This window comes from Micromonospora inositola (assembly GCF_900090285.1).
GTDB classification, from domain to species: domain Bacteria; phylum Actinomycetota; class Actinomycetes; order Mycobacteriales; family Micromonosporaceae; genus Micromonospora; species Micromonospora inositola.
On sequence record NZ_LT607754.1, the window covers coordinates 603845 to 620447 of the forward strand.

Consider the following 16603-nt stretch of genomic DNA (forward strand, 5'->3'; position numbering starts at 1 on the left):
ACGCCCGATGTGGACGGTCCCGTAGCAGCGGGAGTGCCCGAGGCGGCGAGCCGAGGGGCCGAGGGCTTCCGCAACGGCGTCCAGGCTCCCACCGCCGGCAGGCCAGGCCTTCCTCGCCCGGTCGCTCGGAGGCGCCTCCCTGGTCGGTCACCCTGGCCTCCCTCCCGAGGTCGCCAGCGCAGGAAGCCCGGTGGCCGCTTGCCTCTGAAAGTTTTTATGCATAGAGTCGCGACGTGAATGAGAGCGGTGTCGTCGCGGCGCCGACCGACCGGGTGCTCGACCTCTTCCACGGGGTCCGGCTCACGCCGACCCAGCGCCGGATCGCGCACTGCCTGGTGCAGCACGCCCGGGCGGCGGCGTACCTGTCGGCGGCGGAGGTGGCCGAGCTGGCCGGGGTCAGCCAGCCGTCGGTGACCCGGTTCGCCATGGCGCTCGGGCACGACGGCTACCCGGCGCTGCGCCGCCGGCTGCGCGAGCTCACCGCCACCGCGGCGGCCGACCCGGTCGACGCCGGGAACGCGCTGCAGCGGGCCGTCCGCGCCGAGATCGGCAACCTCGACCGGCTGAACGGGCAGCTCGCCGACCACGACCGGATCGCCGAGGTGGGGCAGCTGCTCGCCGCCAGCCGCCCGCTGCCGGTGCTCGGCCTGCGCGCCGCCGCGCCGCTGGCCGCGTACTTCGCGTACTTCGCCGCGAAGGTGCACCCGGACGTCCGGGTGCTCGACGACGGTGGCAGCCTGCTCACCGACCGGCTCGAACAGGCCGCGGCGGCGGGGGCGACCGCGCTGCTCGCCTTCGTGCTGCCCCGCTACCCGCGGGAGACCCTGGACGCGCTGCGCGAGGCCCGGGCCGCCGGGCTCACCGTGGTGGCGATCACCGACTCCCCGGTCAGCCCCGCCACCGAGCACGCCGAGGTGGTGCTCGCCGCCGCCGTCGGCACCGACCTCGTGTTCGACCTGCACACCGCCCCGATGACCCTGGCCATGGTGGTGCTCCAGGCGATCTGCGACGCCGCCCCGGCCGACACCCAGGCCCGGCTCGAGGCGTTCGAGTCGTCCGCCGCCCGTCGTCAGTTGTTCCTCGGCTGAGAGGAGTACGAAATGCACCAGCCCGTCCGCGCCGCCCGCGGCACCGCACGCACCGCGAAGGGGTGGCCGCAGGAGGCCGCGCTGCGGATGCTGATGAACAACCTCGACCCGGAGGTGGCCGAGCGCCCCGACGACCTGGTCGTCTACGGCGGCACCGGGAAGGCCGCGCGGGACTGGCCGTCGTACCACGCCCTGGTGCGGACGCTGACCGACCTGCGCGACGACGAGACGATGCTGGTGCAGTCCGGCCGGCCGGTCGGGGTGATGCGTACCCACGAGTGGGCGCCCCGGGTGCTGCTGGCCAACTCGAACCTGGTCGGCGACTGGGCCACCTGGCCCGAGTTCCGCCGCCTGGAGCAGCTCGGCCTGACCATGTACGGGCAGATGACCGCCGGCTCGTGGATCTACATCGGCACCCAGGGCATCCTCCAGGGCACGTACGAGACGTTCGCCGCGGTCGCCGCGAAGCGGTTCAACGGCACCCTGGCCGGGACGCTGACGCTGACCGCCGGTTGCGGCGGGATGGGCGGGGCGCAGCCCCTGGCGGTCACCATGAACGGTGGCGCCTGCCTGATCGTGGACGTGGACCGCAGCCGGCTGGATCGCCGGGTGCACGACCGCTACCTGGACGAGGTCGCCGACTCCCTCGACGACGCCGTCGAGCGGGTGCTGGCCGCGAGGCGGGAGCGCCGGGCGCTGAGCGTCGGCGTGGTCGGCAACGCGGCGACGGTCTTCCCGGAGCTGCTGCGCCGGGGCGTCGAGATCGACATCGTGACGGACCAGACCAGCGCCCACGACCCGCTGTCGTACGTGCCGGAGGGGGTGGAGTTGGCCGACGCCCGGGACTACGCCTCGGCGAAGCCGGCCGAGTTCACCGACCGGGCCCGGGTGTCGATGGCGAAGCACGTCGAGGCGATGGTCGGCTTCCTCGACGCGGGCGCGGAGGTCTTCGACTACGGCAACTCGATCCGCGGCGAGGCGAAACTCGGCGGGTACGAGCGCGCCTTCGACTTCCCCGGCTTCGTGCCGGCGTACATCCGGCCGCTGTTCTGCGAGGGCAAGGGCCCGTTCCGCTGGGCGGCGCTCTCCGGCGACCCGAAGGACATCGCCGCCACCGACCGGGCGATCCTCGACCTGTTCCCGGAGAACGAGTCCCTCGCCCGGTGGATGCGGATGGCCGGCGAGCGGGTCGCCTTCCAGGGCCTGCCGGCGCGGATCTGCTGGCTGGGCTACGGCGAGCGGGACAAGGCCGGGGTGCGGTTCAACGAGATGGTCGCCTCCGGCGAGCTGAGCGCGCCGGTCGTCATCGGCCGGGACCACCTGGACTGCGGCAGCGTGGCCAGCCCCTACCGGGAGACCGAGGCGATGGCCGACGGCTCCGACGCGATCGCCGACTGGCCGCTGCTCAACGCGCTGGTCAACACGGCCAGCGGCGCGTCCTGGGTGTCGATCCACCACGGCGGCGGAGTGGGCATCGGCCGGTCGATCCACGCCGGCCAGGTCTGCGTCGCCGACGGCAGCGCCCTCGCGGGGCAGAAGATCGAGCGGGTGCTCACCAACGACCCGGCGATGGGCGTCATCCGGCACGTCGACGCCGGCTACGACCCCGCCCGCGAGGTCGCCGAGCGGACCGGCGTGCGGGTGCCGATGGCGGAGGGTCCGGCGTGATCGACCTGGCCGGCCGGTTCCGCGCGCTCTGGGACGAGCTCGCCCCGGTCGGGCGGGACGAGCGCAGCGGCGGCTACCTGCGCTACGCGCTGACCGAGCCGGAGCTGTGCCTGCGCGCCTGGTTCCGCGACCAGGCCGACCGGCGGAGCATGCCGGTGCAGGAGGACGGCAACGGCAACCTGTTCGCCTGGTGGGGCGACCCGGCGGCCGGCGACGCGGTGCTCACCGGCAGCCACTTCGACTCGGTGCCGCACGGCGGGGCGTACGACGGGCCGCTCGGCATCGTCAGCGCGTTCCTCGCCGTGGACGAGCTGCGGGCCGCCGGGGTCACCCCGGTCCGGCCGCTGGTGGTCGGCGCGTTCGTCGAGGAGGAGGGGGCGCGGTTCGGCGTACCGTGTCTGGGGTCGCGGCTGCTCACCGGGGAGATCGCGGCCGACCGCGCGGCCGTGCTGCGCGACGCGGCGGGGGTGAGCTTTGCCGAGGCGCTGGGTGACCGCCCGGCGGGCGCCGACCCGGCGCTGCTCGGCCGCTTCGCGGCCTTCGTGGAGTTGCACGTCGAGCAGGGCCGCGCGCTGGTCGAGCAGGACGCGCCGGTCGCGGTGGCCAGCGCGATCTGGCCCCACGGCCGCTGGCGCTTCGACTTCCACGGCGAGGGCAACCACGCCGGTACGACCCGGATGGCCGACCGCCGCGACCCCATGCTCACGTACGCCTTCACCGTGCTGGCGGCGAACAAGGAGGCCCGGCTGCGCGACGCGCACGCCACCGTCGCCCGGGTGGCGGTCGAGCCGAACGCCACCAACGCGATCCCGGCGAAGGTGACCGGCTGGCTGGACGCCCGGGCAGCCGAGCCGGCGACGCTGCACGGCCTGGTCGAGGCGGTACGCGCCAAGGCCGCGGAGCGGGCGAAGCGGGACGGCACCGAGCTGACCCTGACCGAGGAGTCGGCGACGCCGCTGGTGGCGTTCGACGGCGGGCTGGCGAAGCGGCTGGCCGCGCTGCTCGACGCGCCGGTGCTGCCGACCGGAGCGGGACACGACGCCGGGGTGCTCGCCGCGCACCTGCCCACCGCGATGCTCTTCGTGCGCAACCCGACCGGGGTGTCGCACTCCCCCGCCGAGTCCGCCACCGACGCCGACTGCGCCGCCGGGGTCACCGCCCTGGCCGCGGTGCTGGAGGAGCTGGCATGCCGCTGACCCGCTGGCTCGCCGAGTACGCCTGGCTGCCCGACCACGCCGAACCCACGCGCGACGTGCTGATCGAGGCGGAGGACGGCCGGATCACCGCCGTGACGCCGCTGGTCGGGGGCGGCGCGCCGATGGCCGGGGTGGAGGTGCTGCGCGACGCGGTCCGGCTGCCCGGGCTGACCCTGCCCGGCCTGGCCAACGCGCACTCGCACGCCTTCCACCGGGCGCTGCGCGGGCGCACCCACGGCGGGCGGGGCGACTTCTGGAGCTGGCGGGACGGCATGTACGACGTCGCCGCCCGGCTCGACCCGGACACCTACCTGGCCCTGGCCCGGGCGGCGTACGCCGAGATGGCGCTCGCCGGGATCACCTGCGTGGGCGAGTTCCACTACCTGCACCACGGCCCCGACGGCACCCCGTACGCCGACCCGAACGCGATGGGCGCGGCGCTGGTCGAGGCCGCCGCGCACGCCGGCATCCGGCTCACCCTGCTGGACACCTGCTACCTGACCGCCACCGTGGACGGTGCGCCGCTCACCGGACCGCAGCGGCGGTTCGGCGACGGGGACGCACTGCGCTGGGCCGAACGGGTCAGCGCGTTCGCCCCCGACGACGACCACGCCCGGACCGGCGCGGCGATCCACTCGGTCCGCGCCGTGCCGGCGGAACAGCTCGCCACCGTCGCCGGCTGGGCCGACCGCAACGGGATGCCCCTGCACGTGCACCTGTCGGAACAGCCGGCCGAGAACGACGCCTGCCGCGCGCTGCACGGCTGCACCCCGACCCGGCTGCTCGCCGACCACGGCGTGCTCGGCCGGCACACCACCGCGGTACACGCCACCCACCCCACCGGCGCCGACCTGGCGCTGCTCGGGGAGAGCCGCACCGGCATCTGCCTCTGCCCCACCACGGAACGGGACCTCGCCGACGGGATCGGGCCGGCCCGGCGGATGGCCGAGGCGGGCAGCCCGCTCAGCCTGGGCAGCGACAGCCACGCCGTGGTCGACCTCTTCGAGGAGGCCCGCGCGGTGGAACTGGACGAGCGGCTGCGGACCCGGCGACGCGGCCACTTCAGCCCCGTCGAGCTGTTCACCGCCGCCACCGTCGCCGGGCACGCCGCGCTGGGCTGGGCGGACGCCGGCCGGCTCGCGGTCGGCGACCGCGCCGACCTGGTCACCGTACGGCTGGACAGCGCCCGGACGGCCGGGGTGCCGCCCGTCGGGGCGTTCTTCGCGGCCACCGCGGCCGACATCAGCCATGTCGTGGTGGACGGGCGCGTGGTGGTCGCCGACGGGCGGCACCGGACCGTGGACGTGCCGACCGAGCTGCGCGACGCCATCGAGGCGGTGACCTCATGAACCCAGAGGGCCGGCAACACCGGCCGGTCCGGTCGGGCGACCCGGTGCGCCCGGCGGTGCACCACCCGGGCAGCCTGCTGGTGGACAACATCGGCGAACTGGTGACCAACTCCGTCGGCGAGGGCGAGGGCGGGCCGCTGGGCATCCGCCGGGACGTCGCCCTGCTGGTCGAGGACGGCCTGGTGGCCTGGATCGGACCAGCCAGGGACACCCCGGCCGCCGACCGGCGGATCGACGCCGAGGGCGCGGCGGTGCTGCCCGGCTTCGTGGACAGCCACGCCCACCTGGTGTTCGCCGGGGACCGGGCCGCGGAGTTCGCCGCCCGGATGGCCGGCGAGCCGTACACCGGGGGCGGCATCCGGACCACGGTCGGGGCCACCCGCGCCGCCTCCGACGACGAGCTGCGGGCCAACGTCCGCCGGCTGCGCGCCGAGGCGATGCGGCAGGGCACCACCACCATCGAGATCAAGAGCGGGTACGGGCTCACCGTCGCCGACGAGGCCCGCTCGCTGCGGATCGCCGCCGAGTTCAGCGAGGACACCACCTTCCTCGGCGCGCACGTCGTCCCCGCCGAGTACGCCGGCCGCCCCGACGACTACGTCGGCATGGTGTGCGGGCCGATGCTGGCCGCCGCCGCCCCGTACGCCCGCTGGATCGACGTCTTCTGTGAGCGGGGCGCCTTCGACGTCGACCACGCCCGGGCGATCCTCGCCTGCGGCCAGGCCGTCGGGCTGGGTGTGCGGGTGCACGCCAACCAGCTGGGCCCCGGGCCGGGCGTGCGGCTCGGGGTGGAGCTCGGCGCGGCCAGCGTCGACCACTGCACCCATCTGTCTGACGCCGACGTCGACGCGCTGGCCGGCTCGCCGACCGTCGCCACGCTGCTGCCGGGCGCGGAGTTCTCCACCCGGTCGTCGTACCCGGATGCCCGGCGGCTGCTCGCCGCGGGCGTCACCGTGGCGCTGGCGACGGACTGCAACCCCGGGTCGTCGTACACCTCGTCGATGCCGTTCTGCATCGCGCTCGCCGTACGCGAGATGCGGATGACCCCGGCGGAGGCCGTGTGGGCCGCGACCGCCGGCGGGGCGGCGGCGCTGCGCCGCGACGACGTCGGCGTGCTGCGGCCCGGCGCCCGGGCCGACCTCATGATCCTCGACGCCCCCTCTTACCTGCACCTGGCCTACCGGCCGGGTGTGCCACTGATCCGCCAGGTTCTGCGCAACGGAGTGCCGCAATGTCGACCGTGACCATCCAGCCCACCGGAATCTCCCCCGCCGACGTGCTCGCCGTCGCGCGCGGCACCGCCAAGGTCGTCCTCGACCCGTCCACCGTCGACGCGATGGCGACCAGCCGCGCGATCGTGGACGGCATCGAGGCCGCCGGCCGCCCCGTCTACGGCGTCTCCACCGGGTTCGGGGCGCTCGCCAACACCTTCGTGGCGCCCGAGCGTCGGGCCGAACTCCAGCACGCGTTGATCCGCTCGCACGCCGCCGGGGTGGGCGCGCCGATGCCCCGCGAGGTGGTCCGGGCGATGATGCTGCTGCGGGTTCGTTCGCTGGCGCTGGGCCGGTCCGGGGTCCGCCCGCTGGTCGCCGAGGCCCTGGTCGACCTGCTCAACCACGACATCACCCCGTGGGTGCCGGAACACGGCTCGCTCGGCGCCTCCGGCGACCTGGCCCCCCTCGCCCACTGCGCGCTGGTGCTGCTCGGCGAAGGCTGGGTGCTCGGGCCCGCCGGCGAGCGGCTCGACGCGGCGGAGGCGCTGCGCCGGGTCGGGCTGGCGCCGATCGAGCTGGCCGCCAAGGAGGGGCTGGCGCTGATCAACGGCACCGACGGCATGCTCGGCATGCTGCTGCTGGCCATCCACGACGCCCGGCACCTGTTCGCCATGGCCGACGTCACCGCCGCCCTGGCGATCGAGGCGATGCTCGGCTCGGAGCGGCCCTTCCTGCCCGAGCTGCACGCCATCCGGCCACACCCCGGTCAGGCCACGTCGGCGGCGAACATCCACCGGCTGCTCCAGGACTCCCGGGTAATGGACTCCCACCGGGACGACCTGGCGCACGCCGTGCAGGACGCGTACTCGATGCGCTGCGCGCCGCAGGTGGCCGGCGCGGCCCGGGACACCCTCGACTTCGTCGAGACGGTCGCCGGGCGGGAGCTGCGGTCGGTGGTGGACAACCCGGTGGTGCTGCCGGACGGGCGGGTCGAGTCGACCGGGAACTTCCACGGCGCGCCGCTCGGCTTCGCCGCCGACTACCTGGCCATCGCCGCCGCCGAGGTGGGCGCGATCGCCGAACGCCGGGTCGACCGGCTGCTCGACGTCACCCGCAACCGGGAGCTGCCCGCCTTCCTCTCCCCCGACGCCGGGGTCAACTCCGGCCTGATGATCGCCCAGTACACCGCGGCCGGGATCGTCGCGGAGAATCGCCGGCTCGCCGCCCCCGCCTCGGTGGACTCGCTGCCCACCAGCGGCATGCAGGAGGACCACGTCTCGATGGGCTGGGCGGCGGCCAAGAAGCTGCGCACCGTGCTGGACAACCTGACCAGCCTGCTCGCGGTGGAGCTGCTGGCGGCCGTACGCGGGCTCCAGCTCCGCGCCCCGCTGGAGCCGTCCCCGGCCGGGCGGGCCGCGGTGGCGGCGCTGGGCGGGATCGCCGGCGAGCCCGGGCCGGACGTGTTCCTCGCCCCGGTGATGGAAGCGGCCCGGGCGGTGCTGGCCGGGCCGGAGCTGCGCGCGGCGATCGAGCGGGAGGTCGGCCCGCTCGGCTGACCGGCCCGCCGCGTCGAGGCTCCACATTGGAGAGGTGGAACCGACCACCGTTCGGACCGGGGTGCTGGCGCCGCCGAGGTGGCGCCGGCTGGTCTGGCCGGCCCTCACCGGGTACGCGCTGGTGGCGGCGACCGCCCGCCCCTTGACCGGGGCGGCCGTCGTCGCCGTTCTGGCACCCGGCTGCGCACTCCTCCTGGTGGGCGTGGTGCGGGCGCCCCGCCGCCGACCCGGCGCTCGCCACCTACCCGGGACGGTTCGCTGGTTACCTGCTCTGGCTCGGCACCGGCGCCTGGCTGGTGACCCGGTGACCGCCCGTGCCGTGATCACTGTCGGCTTCGCCGTCGTCCTCGCGCTGATGCTCGCGGTGGACCTGGCCGCCCGGTACGGAGGCGTGCGGCGACGGCTCGCCCCGCTGAGCGAGATGCTGATCGCCGCGTCCCGCACCGTCGCCGGTCGGGCCGTCGTGCTCGGGGTCTGGCTCTGGCTCGGCTGGCACTTCCTGGCCCGGTGAGCGGAGCGGTCGGTACGTCGGTGGGATCGTCCGACGGCGCTGTCGGGCGCCGCTGTTAGCGTTCGCCGTCGTGGAACCCGATGAACAGGAACTCGGCGACGAGATCAGCGCCTTCGTCCGGCGTCAGATCGCGCACCGCCTGGTCCGGGCCGTACGCGCCACGCGACGGCGCCCAGTCCGCCGTCCGGCTGACCGCCCTGCACCTGCCCTGGATGCCCGCCGACGCCCGGGTGCGGCTGTCCACCGACTCCGTGACCGTCACCGTCCGGCGTGAGGGTGACGCGCTGACCGGCGAGCACGACGACCGCGGCCGCCCCACCGCCACAGTGGGCCGGTACGACGGCATGGCCCTGCTGGGCCGGCCACCGACCACCACCCCGGCCCCGCCGACTTCATCGAGGCCAGCTACGACCACGCCACCGGCCACGGCAACTCGGTGGCGCTGGAGGCGGCGGAGGCCGCCGCGATCGCGCACCGGCTGCAGCCGCACACCCGCGACTTCCTCTCCTGTGTCGGCCGCTCCGGTGGCGTGGTGCAGATGTGCTGGCAGGGGGACCGGCGCTGGCTCGAGACGCCGCACCCGGAAACGGCCACCGCGACCGGCCAGCACGTCACCCTCGCCGAGGCCGAGCAGATGATCACCATCCTGGCGACCGAGGACCGGGTCGCCGTCGACGAACTCGGCGACGTCGTGACCAAGCCCTGGTAGGGAGCGAGCTGACGGTATGGCCGTCGTCACACCCCGCAACCGGACAGGGGCCTCCTGGTCAGAGGTCGATCACCGTGAGCCACTCCCCGCCCCGGACGGCGCGGTAGCCGTACTTCTCGTGCAGGGTCTGGATCACCGTGGGCAGGTGAGCCGCCCCGTAGACCACCGCGACCCGGATCGCCTCGCCGTGGCGGACGTCGTGGATCCGGGCCAGCTCGGCGACGAGTTCGTCGTCCCGGTCGTTCAGCAGCGGCTTCTGCAGGAAACGCAGGAAGAGCCGGGGGTCGCTGTCGTCGCTCGCCTCGTACCCGCGCCGCAACAGCTGACCCCGGCCGCCGACGGCCGCCATCACGGTGAGCACGGGGACGAGCAGGATCACGTCCAGCCAGCCCCACCACGACAGCCGGTCCCGTCGCCCGGGGCCGGTCAGCCGCTCCGGCCACACCACCGGTACGCCGAGCGCCCGGTAGTCGATGTCCTGGTGTACGAGCCCGCTCGCGCCATGCTGCTGGGTCAGCCGGAAGGCGATCGCGTACGCCAGCCCGGTGCTGCTCGGACCGTCGTAGCCCTCGGCCACGATCAGGTCGCACTCCGCGAGCCGGCGTGCCACCTGCCGGTAGAAGGACGGCAGCCCGAAGTGGACCATCGGGAAGAGCACGATCCGCATCGGTGACCCGGACCGGGCCAGGGTGATCACGGCGGATCGCAGCCCCAGCTCGCTGACCTCGGTGATCTGCACGCCACCCCTCCCCTCACCGAAGGTGGCGTCAGGGTAGGCGGGGCGGACAAGCACATCCGAGGCGACTCCCCGCGAGCCTACTGTCGCCCCTCAGTCAGCAAACTGCGGGTCAGCGTGCGAGCCGCTCCAGGGCAGCGGCTATCGCATCGTCGGTCGCGTCCGTTCGGACATGGCGGGTGACGACGCCGTCGGCGTTGACGAACACGATCACGCCTGCCTGCGCCGCATCGACCTCGGCCATGTCGAAGAACCAGACTGCCGGCCGTGGGATCGCGGCGTAACCGACTGGAACGGGAACCTGGCCGGCCTCCTGCTCGATCTCTGCGATCGGTGCCGGGGCCTCTTTGGACCCGAACGGCTTCCATACCAAACCGATGACGGCCGGCCGGGGACTGGCGCTCACCGCAAGGACGCGTTCAATCCCGGTGAGCACGTAGGGAACGTCACCGACCACGACCACGACCGGCTTGCCGAGATGCGCCGCCCAACGGAGCTCACCACCGCCGAGCTGGCCTACGGTGAAGTCAGGCACCCGCATGTCCCCGACCGGTTCCGATCCCTCGTCGGGCTCCATGCGACCGGTGTCGCCCGGGTTCTTCCCGCAGGCAGCTTCGACGACCTGCAGGGCCGCGGTGTCCGGCGGCGGAAGCGCCGCACGGGAAAGCTCCGCACCGACCTCGCGCAGCTGATCCGCCACGGCGATGGCGGTCGCCGTGTCATCACCGGTGACGCCGACGGTGACCAGCGAGTCACCGGTGAGCAGGACGAGCGCACCGCCAAAATGCAGCGCCGGGACGCCGCGGACCGGCGCCAGGCGGCTGCAACCGACGGCCATACTCCACGCAGCCGGGTCGAGCGGTTGATTAATGACCTCGAGCGGGGGCGAACACCCGTCGACGACCGCGAGACATGTCCCGTAGATCGCGCCGACCCGCCCGGTTTCGTCCGCGCCCACTTCGGTCAGCGGCCAATCACGGAACCGCGGGCCGAGGTAGTAGACCGGCCGCCCAGCCTCGGCGGCGATCTGGCTGAGGCGCTCCTCAACTTGCTCAGGCTCGCGTGACGTGCCGGTCCCGCAACCGGCACCTGCAAACATCAACACGGCGATCAGCCAGATCGGCAGCGCCCGCCGACGCACCGTCACATACCCAATGTATGACCACCCGCGGGTGCCTGGAAGGACCGGGAAGGCTGGCGACTCATGTCGTAGTTGACGCATGCTGGACAGGACTTGGAAAAAAGCGACGAGCTCATACGCCGGAAGGTCCACTGGACGGGCACCTAGTGCGGGTGTCCACTAACGTTCACCGGGTTTCCGGTGGGTGTCATGGATCCTCGCCGTGTGGGCGAGCGACTCCCCACCGGGTGGTGGGGCGGGCCTCCGCGGGCCAACTGATCCTCGCGCCGCCCCGGGTGGGCGGCGGGGGTCACGTCGGGACCGGCCGGCACCGGGCAGGTGCCGGCCGGCTCGACGGTGCGTGACCACCTCCGGCAGCACAACCGCTGTCGGGGTGGTGGATCCGCCGCCCGGAACACGGGTGGCGATGCTGGCCGCCGCGACCAGGTCACGGTGACCGGAGAACGCGCAGTGCGGGCAGGACAACGTCCGCCCACGAGGTTTCGGCACCCGCCTGTGGCAGGCGGGACAGGTGGAGGACGTGCCACGTTCGTCGACCAGCCGGACGGTGATGCCGGCGAGGGTGGCCTTGTCGGTGAGGACCTGCAGGAGCCGGCCGATCTGCCACTGCCGCAACCGCAGGTTGTGCCGCCGCCCAGCAGGAATGTCGAGCACGCCGCGGGGGTCGCCGACGTGCAGGACACCGACCCGCTGCCGCACCGCCCACGAGACGACCGTGCGGGCGGCTTCGTGCTGGGCCTGACGCACCCGCCGCCGGTGCCTACCCTGCACCAGGCGGGCCCGACGGCGGTACTGCCGCCACCGGCGTGACCCCTTCTGACCCGGCTTCGGCGCCCGCCGGGCCACGGCACGGCGGCGGCCCTTGGTGTCGGCCAGGTGCATGCGGTGTTCGGCGCGGATCGCCCGCCCCGACACCAGCAGCCCTTCGCCGTCGGGGCCGGCCACGGCGTAGGGGTGGATGATCCCCAGGTCCACCCCGGCGACCCGGCCCGGATCCGGTTGTTCACCGGGCGGGTAGACCGCCACCGGCACCTCGGCGGTCACGTCGAGGAACAGCCGGCCGCCTTCACGCAGCAGGGTGATCGAGCGGACCTGCTCGGCCGGGTACGGCACCTCCCTGGCCAGGCGCACCCACAACGGCGCACCGCCTTTGGCGGTCGGGATCCGGACCCGCCGGCCGTCGAGGGTGAACGTGCCGTGATACCAGCGCACCGGCACCAACGCCCGCCGACGACGCGGGAACCGCGCCGACAGGTCACCGGCTGTGCGGCGTTTCGCCGCCGCGAACCACGCGTCGGAGAACCGGCGCAACACCGACCGGGCACCCGTGGAGTCCAGGTCGGCGAACGTGCCCGGCCCCGACGCGGCCAGCTCGCGGCACAATTCCTGATAGCCGACCAGGGGCGCGTCGTGGCGGCGGCGCCGCCACGCGTTGACCTCCAGCACACACGCCCACACGTCACCGGCCGAGCGCAGCAGCCCGAAACACCGCCTCCGCTGCCCAGACGTCACCCGCACAGCAACCCGGGCCGTGCGATGTACGACCCGCGAAGCGGCGGGATCCCGACGGCGAGGCACGAACCGAAGCCAACACCATCCCTACGACATTGTCGCAACCCCGACCAACCCGGCCAACGTTTGTGGTCACCGCACTAGCTAGGCCCTGACCGCGAGCACCGGGACGTGGGCTTCCAACGGGGTGTCAGGCCGCGGGCGGCAGCACCTTTGCGACCAGCTTGGCCAGCTCGCGCAGCGCCTTGCCACGGTGACTGACCGCGTCCTTCTCCTCGGGCGTCAGCTCCGCGTTGGTCCGCTGCTGCCCGTCGCCGAGGAAGATCGGGTCGTACCCGAAGCCGCCGTCGCCGCGCGGCGCGCGCAGCAGCCGGCCGGACTGGCGGCCGTCGACCAGGTGCTCCTTGCCGGTCGGCAGCACCAGCGCCACCGTGCAGACGAAGGAGGCGGCCCGATGCTCGTCCGGCAGGTCGGCGATCTGGTCCAGCACCAGCTGGAGGTTGGCCAGGTCGTCGCCGTGCCGGCCGGCCCAGCGGGCGCTGAACACGCCCGGCATGCCGTTGAGCGCGTCGACGGCCAGCCCGGAGTCGTCGGCGATGGTCGGCAGGCCGGTCCGCCGGCAGCCCTCCCGCGCCTTGATCAGCGCGTTCTCGCCGAAGGTCAGGCCGGTCTCCGGCAGCTCCGGGTACTCCTCGACGTCGTCGAGGCCGAGCAGGGCGATCCGGTGCGCGCCGAGCGCGCCGTCGAGGATCCGCTGCAGCTCGACGAGCTTCTTCCGGTTCCGGGTGGCGAGGAGCACCTTGTTCATGAGGTGAGCGCCTTCCGCTGTGCGTCGGCCAGCTCCAGGCAGCCCGCCACGCCCAGGTCGAGCAGGGCGTCGAGCTGCTCGCGGGCGAAGACCCCGGCCTCGCCCGTGCCCTGCACCTCGACGAAGTCGCCGGTGCCGGTGCAGACCACGTTCATGTCGACCTCGGCGGCCACGTCCTCTTCGTAGCAGAGGTCCAGCCGCGGCTCGCCGGCGATGATGCCCACGCTGACCGCGGCCACCGACCGGTGCATCACCTTCTCCGGCTTCCCGGCGAGGGCCTTGCGCTCGGCCAGCCAGTTCACCGCGTCGTGCAGCGCCACGTACGCCCCGGTGATCGCGGCGGTCCGGGTGCCGCCGTCGGCCTGGAGCACGTCGCAGTCCAGCACGACCGAGTTCTCGCCGAGCGCCTTGAGGTCGATGCAGGCCCGCAGGCTCCGGCCGATCAGCCGGGAGATCTCATGGGTACGCCCGCCGACGCGCCCCTTGACGCTCTCCCGGTCCGACCGGGTGTTGGTGGCCCGGGGCAGCATCGCGTACTCCGCGGTCACCCAGCCGAGGCCGGAACCCTTGCGCCAACGGGGCACCCCCTCGGTGACGCTCGCGGTGCAGAGCACCCGCGTCGCGCCGAACTCCACGAGGACCGAGCCCTCCGGGTGGGTGCTCCAGCCCCGGGTCAGGGTCACCGGTCGGAGTTGGTCGGGCCGCCGCCCGTCAGGTCGCGCCATGCCTGCACCTTATGCGGTGCCGTGATCGAACCGTCCCGCGGCGTGCCCGGGAAGGGTCAGGAGGCGGCGCTGACGTCGGACTGCGCATGCCCGGGCTCGACGCCGTGCGCCCGGAGGAAACCCGCGACCGCCGCGGGCCAGCCGAACTCCTCGGCCCGCCGGCGGGCCGCCGCCCGCCGGTCCGCCGCCGGGCGCTCCAGCAACCGCACGACCGCCGCGGCGATCGCCGCCGGGGTGCCGTAGGCGGCCAGCCCGGCCGGCCCGATCACCTCGGGCAGCGCGCTGGCCGCGTTGGCCACCACCGGCGTACCGCAGGCCAGCGCCTCCAGCCCCGCCAGCCCGAAGGTCTCCACCGGGCCGGGCGCGAGCACCACGTCCGCGCCGGCCAGCAACGCCGCCAGCGCGGTCCGGTCGGGCAGGAAGCCGGCGAAGTGCACCGGCAGGCCCGCCGACCGCCGCACCAGCGCGGCCCGCAGCGGCCCGTCGCCGACCATCACCAGCACCGCCGGTACGCCCGCCCGGCACAACCGGGCCAACGCGTCCACCGCCAGCTCGGGCCGCTTCTCCACAGAAAGCCGGGCGCAGTGCACCAGCAGCACCTCGGTGGCGTCGGCGTACCGCTCGCGCAGCACCGGGTCGGCGCGGTCCGGATGGAACGTGGCGAGGTCGACGCCGAGCGGCACCAGCTCGACCCGGGGCGCGCCGAGCCGTTCGAACTCCTCCGCCGCCCACCGGGTGGTGCAGACGATCCGGTCGTACCGCCGGGCGGTCTCCCGGTTCAGCCGGTCGGCGACCCGGCGGGCCGGTCCGGCGGGCAGCCGCCACTGGCCGAGCAGGCCGGTCAGGCTCTCGTGGGAGACCATCACCGACGGCACGCCGCGCTCCCGGGCCCAGCGGCCGGTCCAGCGCAGGGTGCTCCGGTCGGAGACCTCGAGTCGGTCGGGGCCGAGGTCGGTCAGGACCGCCGCCAGCCGCCGCCGGTCGGTCAGCAGCCGGTATCCCCCACTGCCGGGGACGACCGGCCCGGGCAGGGTGACCACCCGCCCCCACGGCCGCCGGGTGTCGCCGTACCGCTCGCCGGGGACCACCAGCACCGGCTCGTGGCCCGCGGCCAGGTAGCCCTCGCCGAGGTGCCGCAGCGCGGTGCGGAGGCCGCCGGAGCGGCCGGTCACGAAGTTGGCCACCCGGACGATCCGCAGCGCCGGGCCGGCCGGTCGCCCGGTCATCCGAGCGCCGGCAGGCCGGCGGCCGGCGCGCCGGCCTGCACTGCCCGGTAGTGGCCGATCAGCTCGTCGCCCACCGCGCTCCAGGTGCGCCGGCCGACCGCGGCGCGGGCGGCCAGGCCGTACGCAGCCCGGCGGGCGGGGTCGGCGACGAGCTCCGCCACGGCGGCGGCCAGCGCGTCCCCGTCGGCGGGCGGGACCAGCAGCCCGGTCACCCCGGACTCGACCAGGTCCACCGGCCCGCCGCTGGCCGGCGCGACCACCGGCACCCCGCTGGCGGCGGCCTCCTGGAGGGTCTGGCCGAAGGTCTCGTGCGGACCGGTGTGCACGAATACGTCGAGGCTGGCGTAGAGCCGGGCCAGCGCCTCGCCGTGCTGGACGCCGAGGAAACGCACCGCCGGCAGGGCCCGCTCGAGCTGCCGACGGGCCGGTCCGTCGCCGGCCACCACGACCCGCACACCGGGCAGCGCAGTGGTCGCCGCCAGCAGCTCGACCCGCTTCTCCGGGGCCAGCCGTCCCACGTAGCCGACCAGCACGGCACCGTCCGGTGCCAGCGCCCGCCGCAGCGAATCACAGCGCCTGGCCGGGTGGAAGCGTTCGGCGTCGACGCCCCGGCGCCAGAGCCAGATCCGCTGCACCCCGTTGGCGATCAGGTCGGCGGCGGCCCGGGTGGAGGGCGCGAGCGTACGCTGCGCCGAGTTGTGGATCTCCCGCAGCCGCCGCCAGGCGGCCGCCTCGCCCCACCCCACCCGGTACGCCCGGGCGTAGGAGGCGACGTCGGTCTGGTACACGGCGACGGTGGGCAGCCCGTGCCGGGTGGCCAGGGAGGCGCCGGCCGCGCCGAGGACGAACGGGCTGGCCAGGTGGACGACGTCCGGCTCGTGGCCGAGCAGCGCGCCGGCCAGCCGGGCGCTGGGCACGCCGAGCCGGAAGCCCTGGTACCGCGGGATCGGCACGCTGGGGATGCGCACCACCGGGTACGGCAGCCGGTCGGCCGCCCGGCCTCGCGCGCCGGCCGGCGCCGGCGCGATGACCAACGGCTCGTGCCCCCGCGCCACCAGGTGCTCCGCGGTCCGGACGACGGAGTGCGCCACGCCGTTGACGTCCGGCGGGAACGACTCGGTCACGATGGCGATCCGCATGGCCCGAGGGTGAAGGCCGCACCGG

The 16603-nt window shown here is 74.6% G+C and carries 16 protein-coding genes; 8 read left to right on the forward strand and 8 right to left on the reverse strand.

Annotated features, from left to right (window positions below; all coding sequences use genetic code 11):
* The first annotated feature begins 233 nt into the window (after positions 1–233).
* Genes GA0070613_RS02820 through GA0070613_RS02850 form a run of 7 tightly spaced genes read left to right on the forward strand, consistent with a single transcriptional unit; the run spans position 234 to position 8582 of the window.
* Complete coding sequence (locus GA0070613_RS02820; protein ID WP_089010848.1) at positions 234–1088, forward strand: MurR/RpiR family transcriptional regulator; 855 nt, start codon at positions 234–236, stop codon at positions 1086–1088.
* A 12-nt stretch (positions 1089–1100) separates the two neighbouring features.
* Entirely contained in the window at positions 1101–2756 is a 1656-nt protein-coding gene (gene hutU / locus GA0070613_RS02825; RefSeq protein ID WP_089010849.1) for a urocanate hydratase, read from the forward strand.
* Positions 2753–3952, forward strand: coding sequence for an allantoate amidohydrolase (locus GA0070613_RS02830; protein WP_089010850.1), 1200 nt, complete (start codon positions 2753–2755; stop codon positions 3950–3952). The genes hutU and GA0070613_RS02830 overlap by 4 nt, the downstream gene beginning before the upstream one ends.
* Positions 3949–5301, forward strand: coding sequence for a formimidoylglutamate deiminase (locus GA0070613_RS02835; RefSeq protein WP_089015703.1), 1353 nt, complete (start codon positions 3949–3951; stop codon positions 5299–5301). Before GA0070613_RS02830 ends, GA0070613_RS02835 begins: the two co-directional genes overlap by 4 nt.
* Positions 5298–6545, forward strand: a complete 1248-nt coding sequence (gene hutI / locus GA0070613_RS02840; protein ID WP_231929645.1) for an imidazolonepropionase — start codon at positions 5298–5300, stop codon at positions 6543–6545. The genes GA0070613_RS02835 and hutI overlap by 4 nt, the downstream gene beginning before the upstream one ends.
* On the forward strand, positions 6533–8071 hold the full coding sequence (hutH, locus tag GA0070613_RS02845; protein WP_089010851.1) for a histidine ammonia-lyase: 1539 nt from the start codon (positions 6533–6535) through the stop codon (positions 8069–8071). The genes hutI and hutH overlap by 13 nt, the downstream gene beginning before the upstream one ends.
* Before the next feature lie 34 nt (positions 8072–8105).
* Positions 8106–8582 carry a DUF6186 family protein gene (locus GA0070613_RS02850; protein WP_089010852.1) on the forward strand — a complete coding sequence of 159 codons (477 nt, stop codon included), beginning with the start codon at positions 8106–8108 and terminating at the stop codon, positions 8580–8582.
* Between the two features lie 55 nt (positions 8583–8637).
* On the opposite strand, the gene GA0070613_RS31855 is transcribed toward GA0070613_RS02850, so the two are convergent.
* Positions 8638–8844, reverse strand: a complete 207-nt coding sequence (locus tag GA0070613_RS31855; protein ID WP_157746248.1) for a hypothetical protein — start codon at positions 8842–8844, stop codon at positions 8638–8640.
* Positions 8845–9018: 174 nt separating this feature from the next.
* On the opposite strand from GA0070613_RS31855, the gene GA0070613_RS02860 reads away from it, so the two are divergent.
* Positions 9019–9291, forward strand: a complete 273-nt coding sequence (locus tag GA0070613_RS02860) for a hypothetical protein (protein WP_089010854.1) — start codon at positions 9019–9021, stop codon at positions 9289–9291.
* A gap of 58 nt (positions 9292–9349) precedes the next feature.
* Here the strand turns inward: GA0070613_RS02860 and GA0070613_RS02865 are convergent, their stop codons facing one another.
* From GA0070613_RS02865 to GA0070613_RS02895, 7 genes are all read right to left on the reverse strand, one after another.
* Positions 9350–10030, reverse strand: coding sequence for a hypothetical protein (locus GA0070613_RS02865; RefSeq protein ID WP_089010855.1), 681 nt, complete (start codon positions 10028–10030; stop codon positions 9350–9352).
* 109 nt (positions 10031–10139) lie between these two features.
* Positions 10140–11174 carry a hypothetical protein gene (locus tag GA0070613_RS02870; RefSeq protein WP_157746249.1) on the reverse strand — a complete coding sequence of 345 codons (1035 nt, stop codon included), beginning with the start codon at positions 11172–11174 and terminating at the stop codon, positions 10140–10142.
* A gap of 153 nt (positions 11175–11327) precedes the next feature.
* Entirely contained in the window at positions 11328–12680 is a 1353-nt protein-coding gene (locus tag GA0070613_RS02875) for an RNA-guided endonuclease InsQ/TnpB family protein (protein ID WP_172875745.1), read from the reverse strand.
* 190 nt (positions 12681–12870) lie between these two features.
* The gene (gene rdgB / locus GA0070613_RS02880) at positions 12871–13488 is read right to left on the reverse strand and encodes an RdgB/HAM1 family non-canonical purine NTP pyrophosphatase (RefSeq protein ID WP_089010858.1); all 618 of its coding nucleotides are present in this window, start codon (positions 13486–13488) and stop codon (positions 12871–12873) included.
* Complete coding sequence (gene rph, locus GA0070613_RS02885) at positions 13485–14213, reverse strand: ribonuclease PH (RefSeq protein ID WP_089010859.1); 729 nt, start codon at positions 14211–14213, stop codon at positions 13485–13487. Before rph ends, rdgB begins: the two co-directional genes overlap by 4 nt.
* Positions 14214–14269: 56 nt before the next feature.
* Positions 14270–15439, reverse strand: a complete 1170-nt coding sequence (locus GA0070613_RS02890; protein ID WP_089010860.1) for a glycosyltransferase — start codon at positions 15437–15439, stop codon at positions 14270–14272.
* On the reverse strand, positions 15436–16578 hold the full coding sequence (locus GA0070613_RS02895; protein ID WP_089010861.1) for a glycosyltransferase family 4 protein: 1143 nt from the start codon (positions 16576–16578) through the stop codon (positions 15436–15438). The genes GA0070613_RS02890 and GA0070613_RS02895 overlap by 4 nt, the downstream gene beginning before the upstream one ends.
* Between the last annotated feature and the right edge of the window lie 25 nt (positions 16579–16603).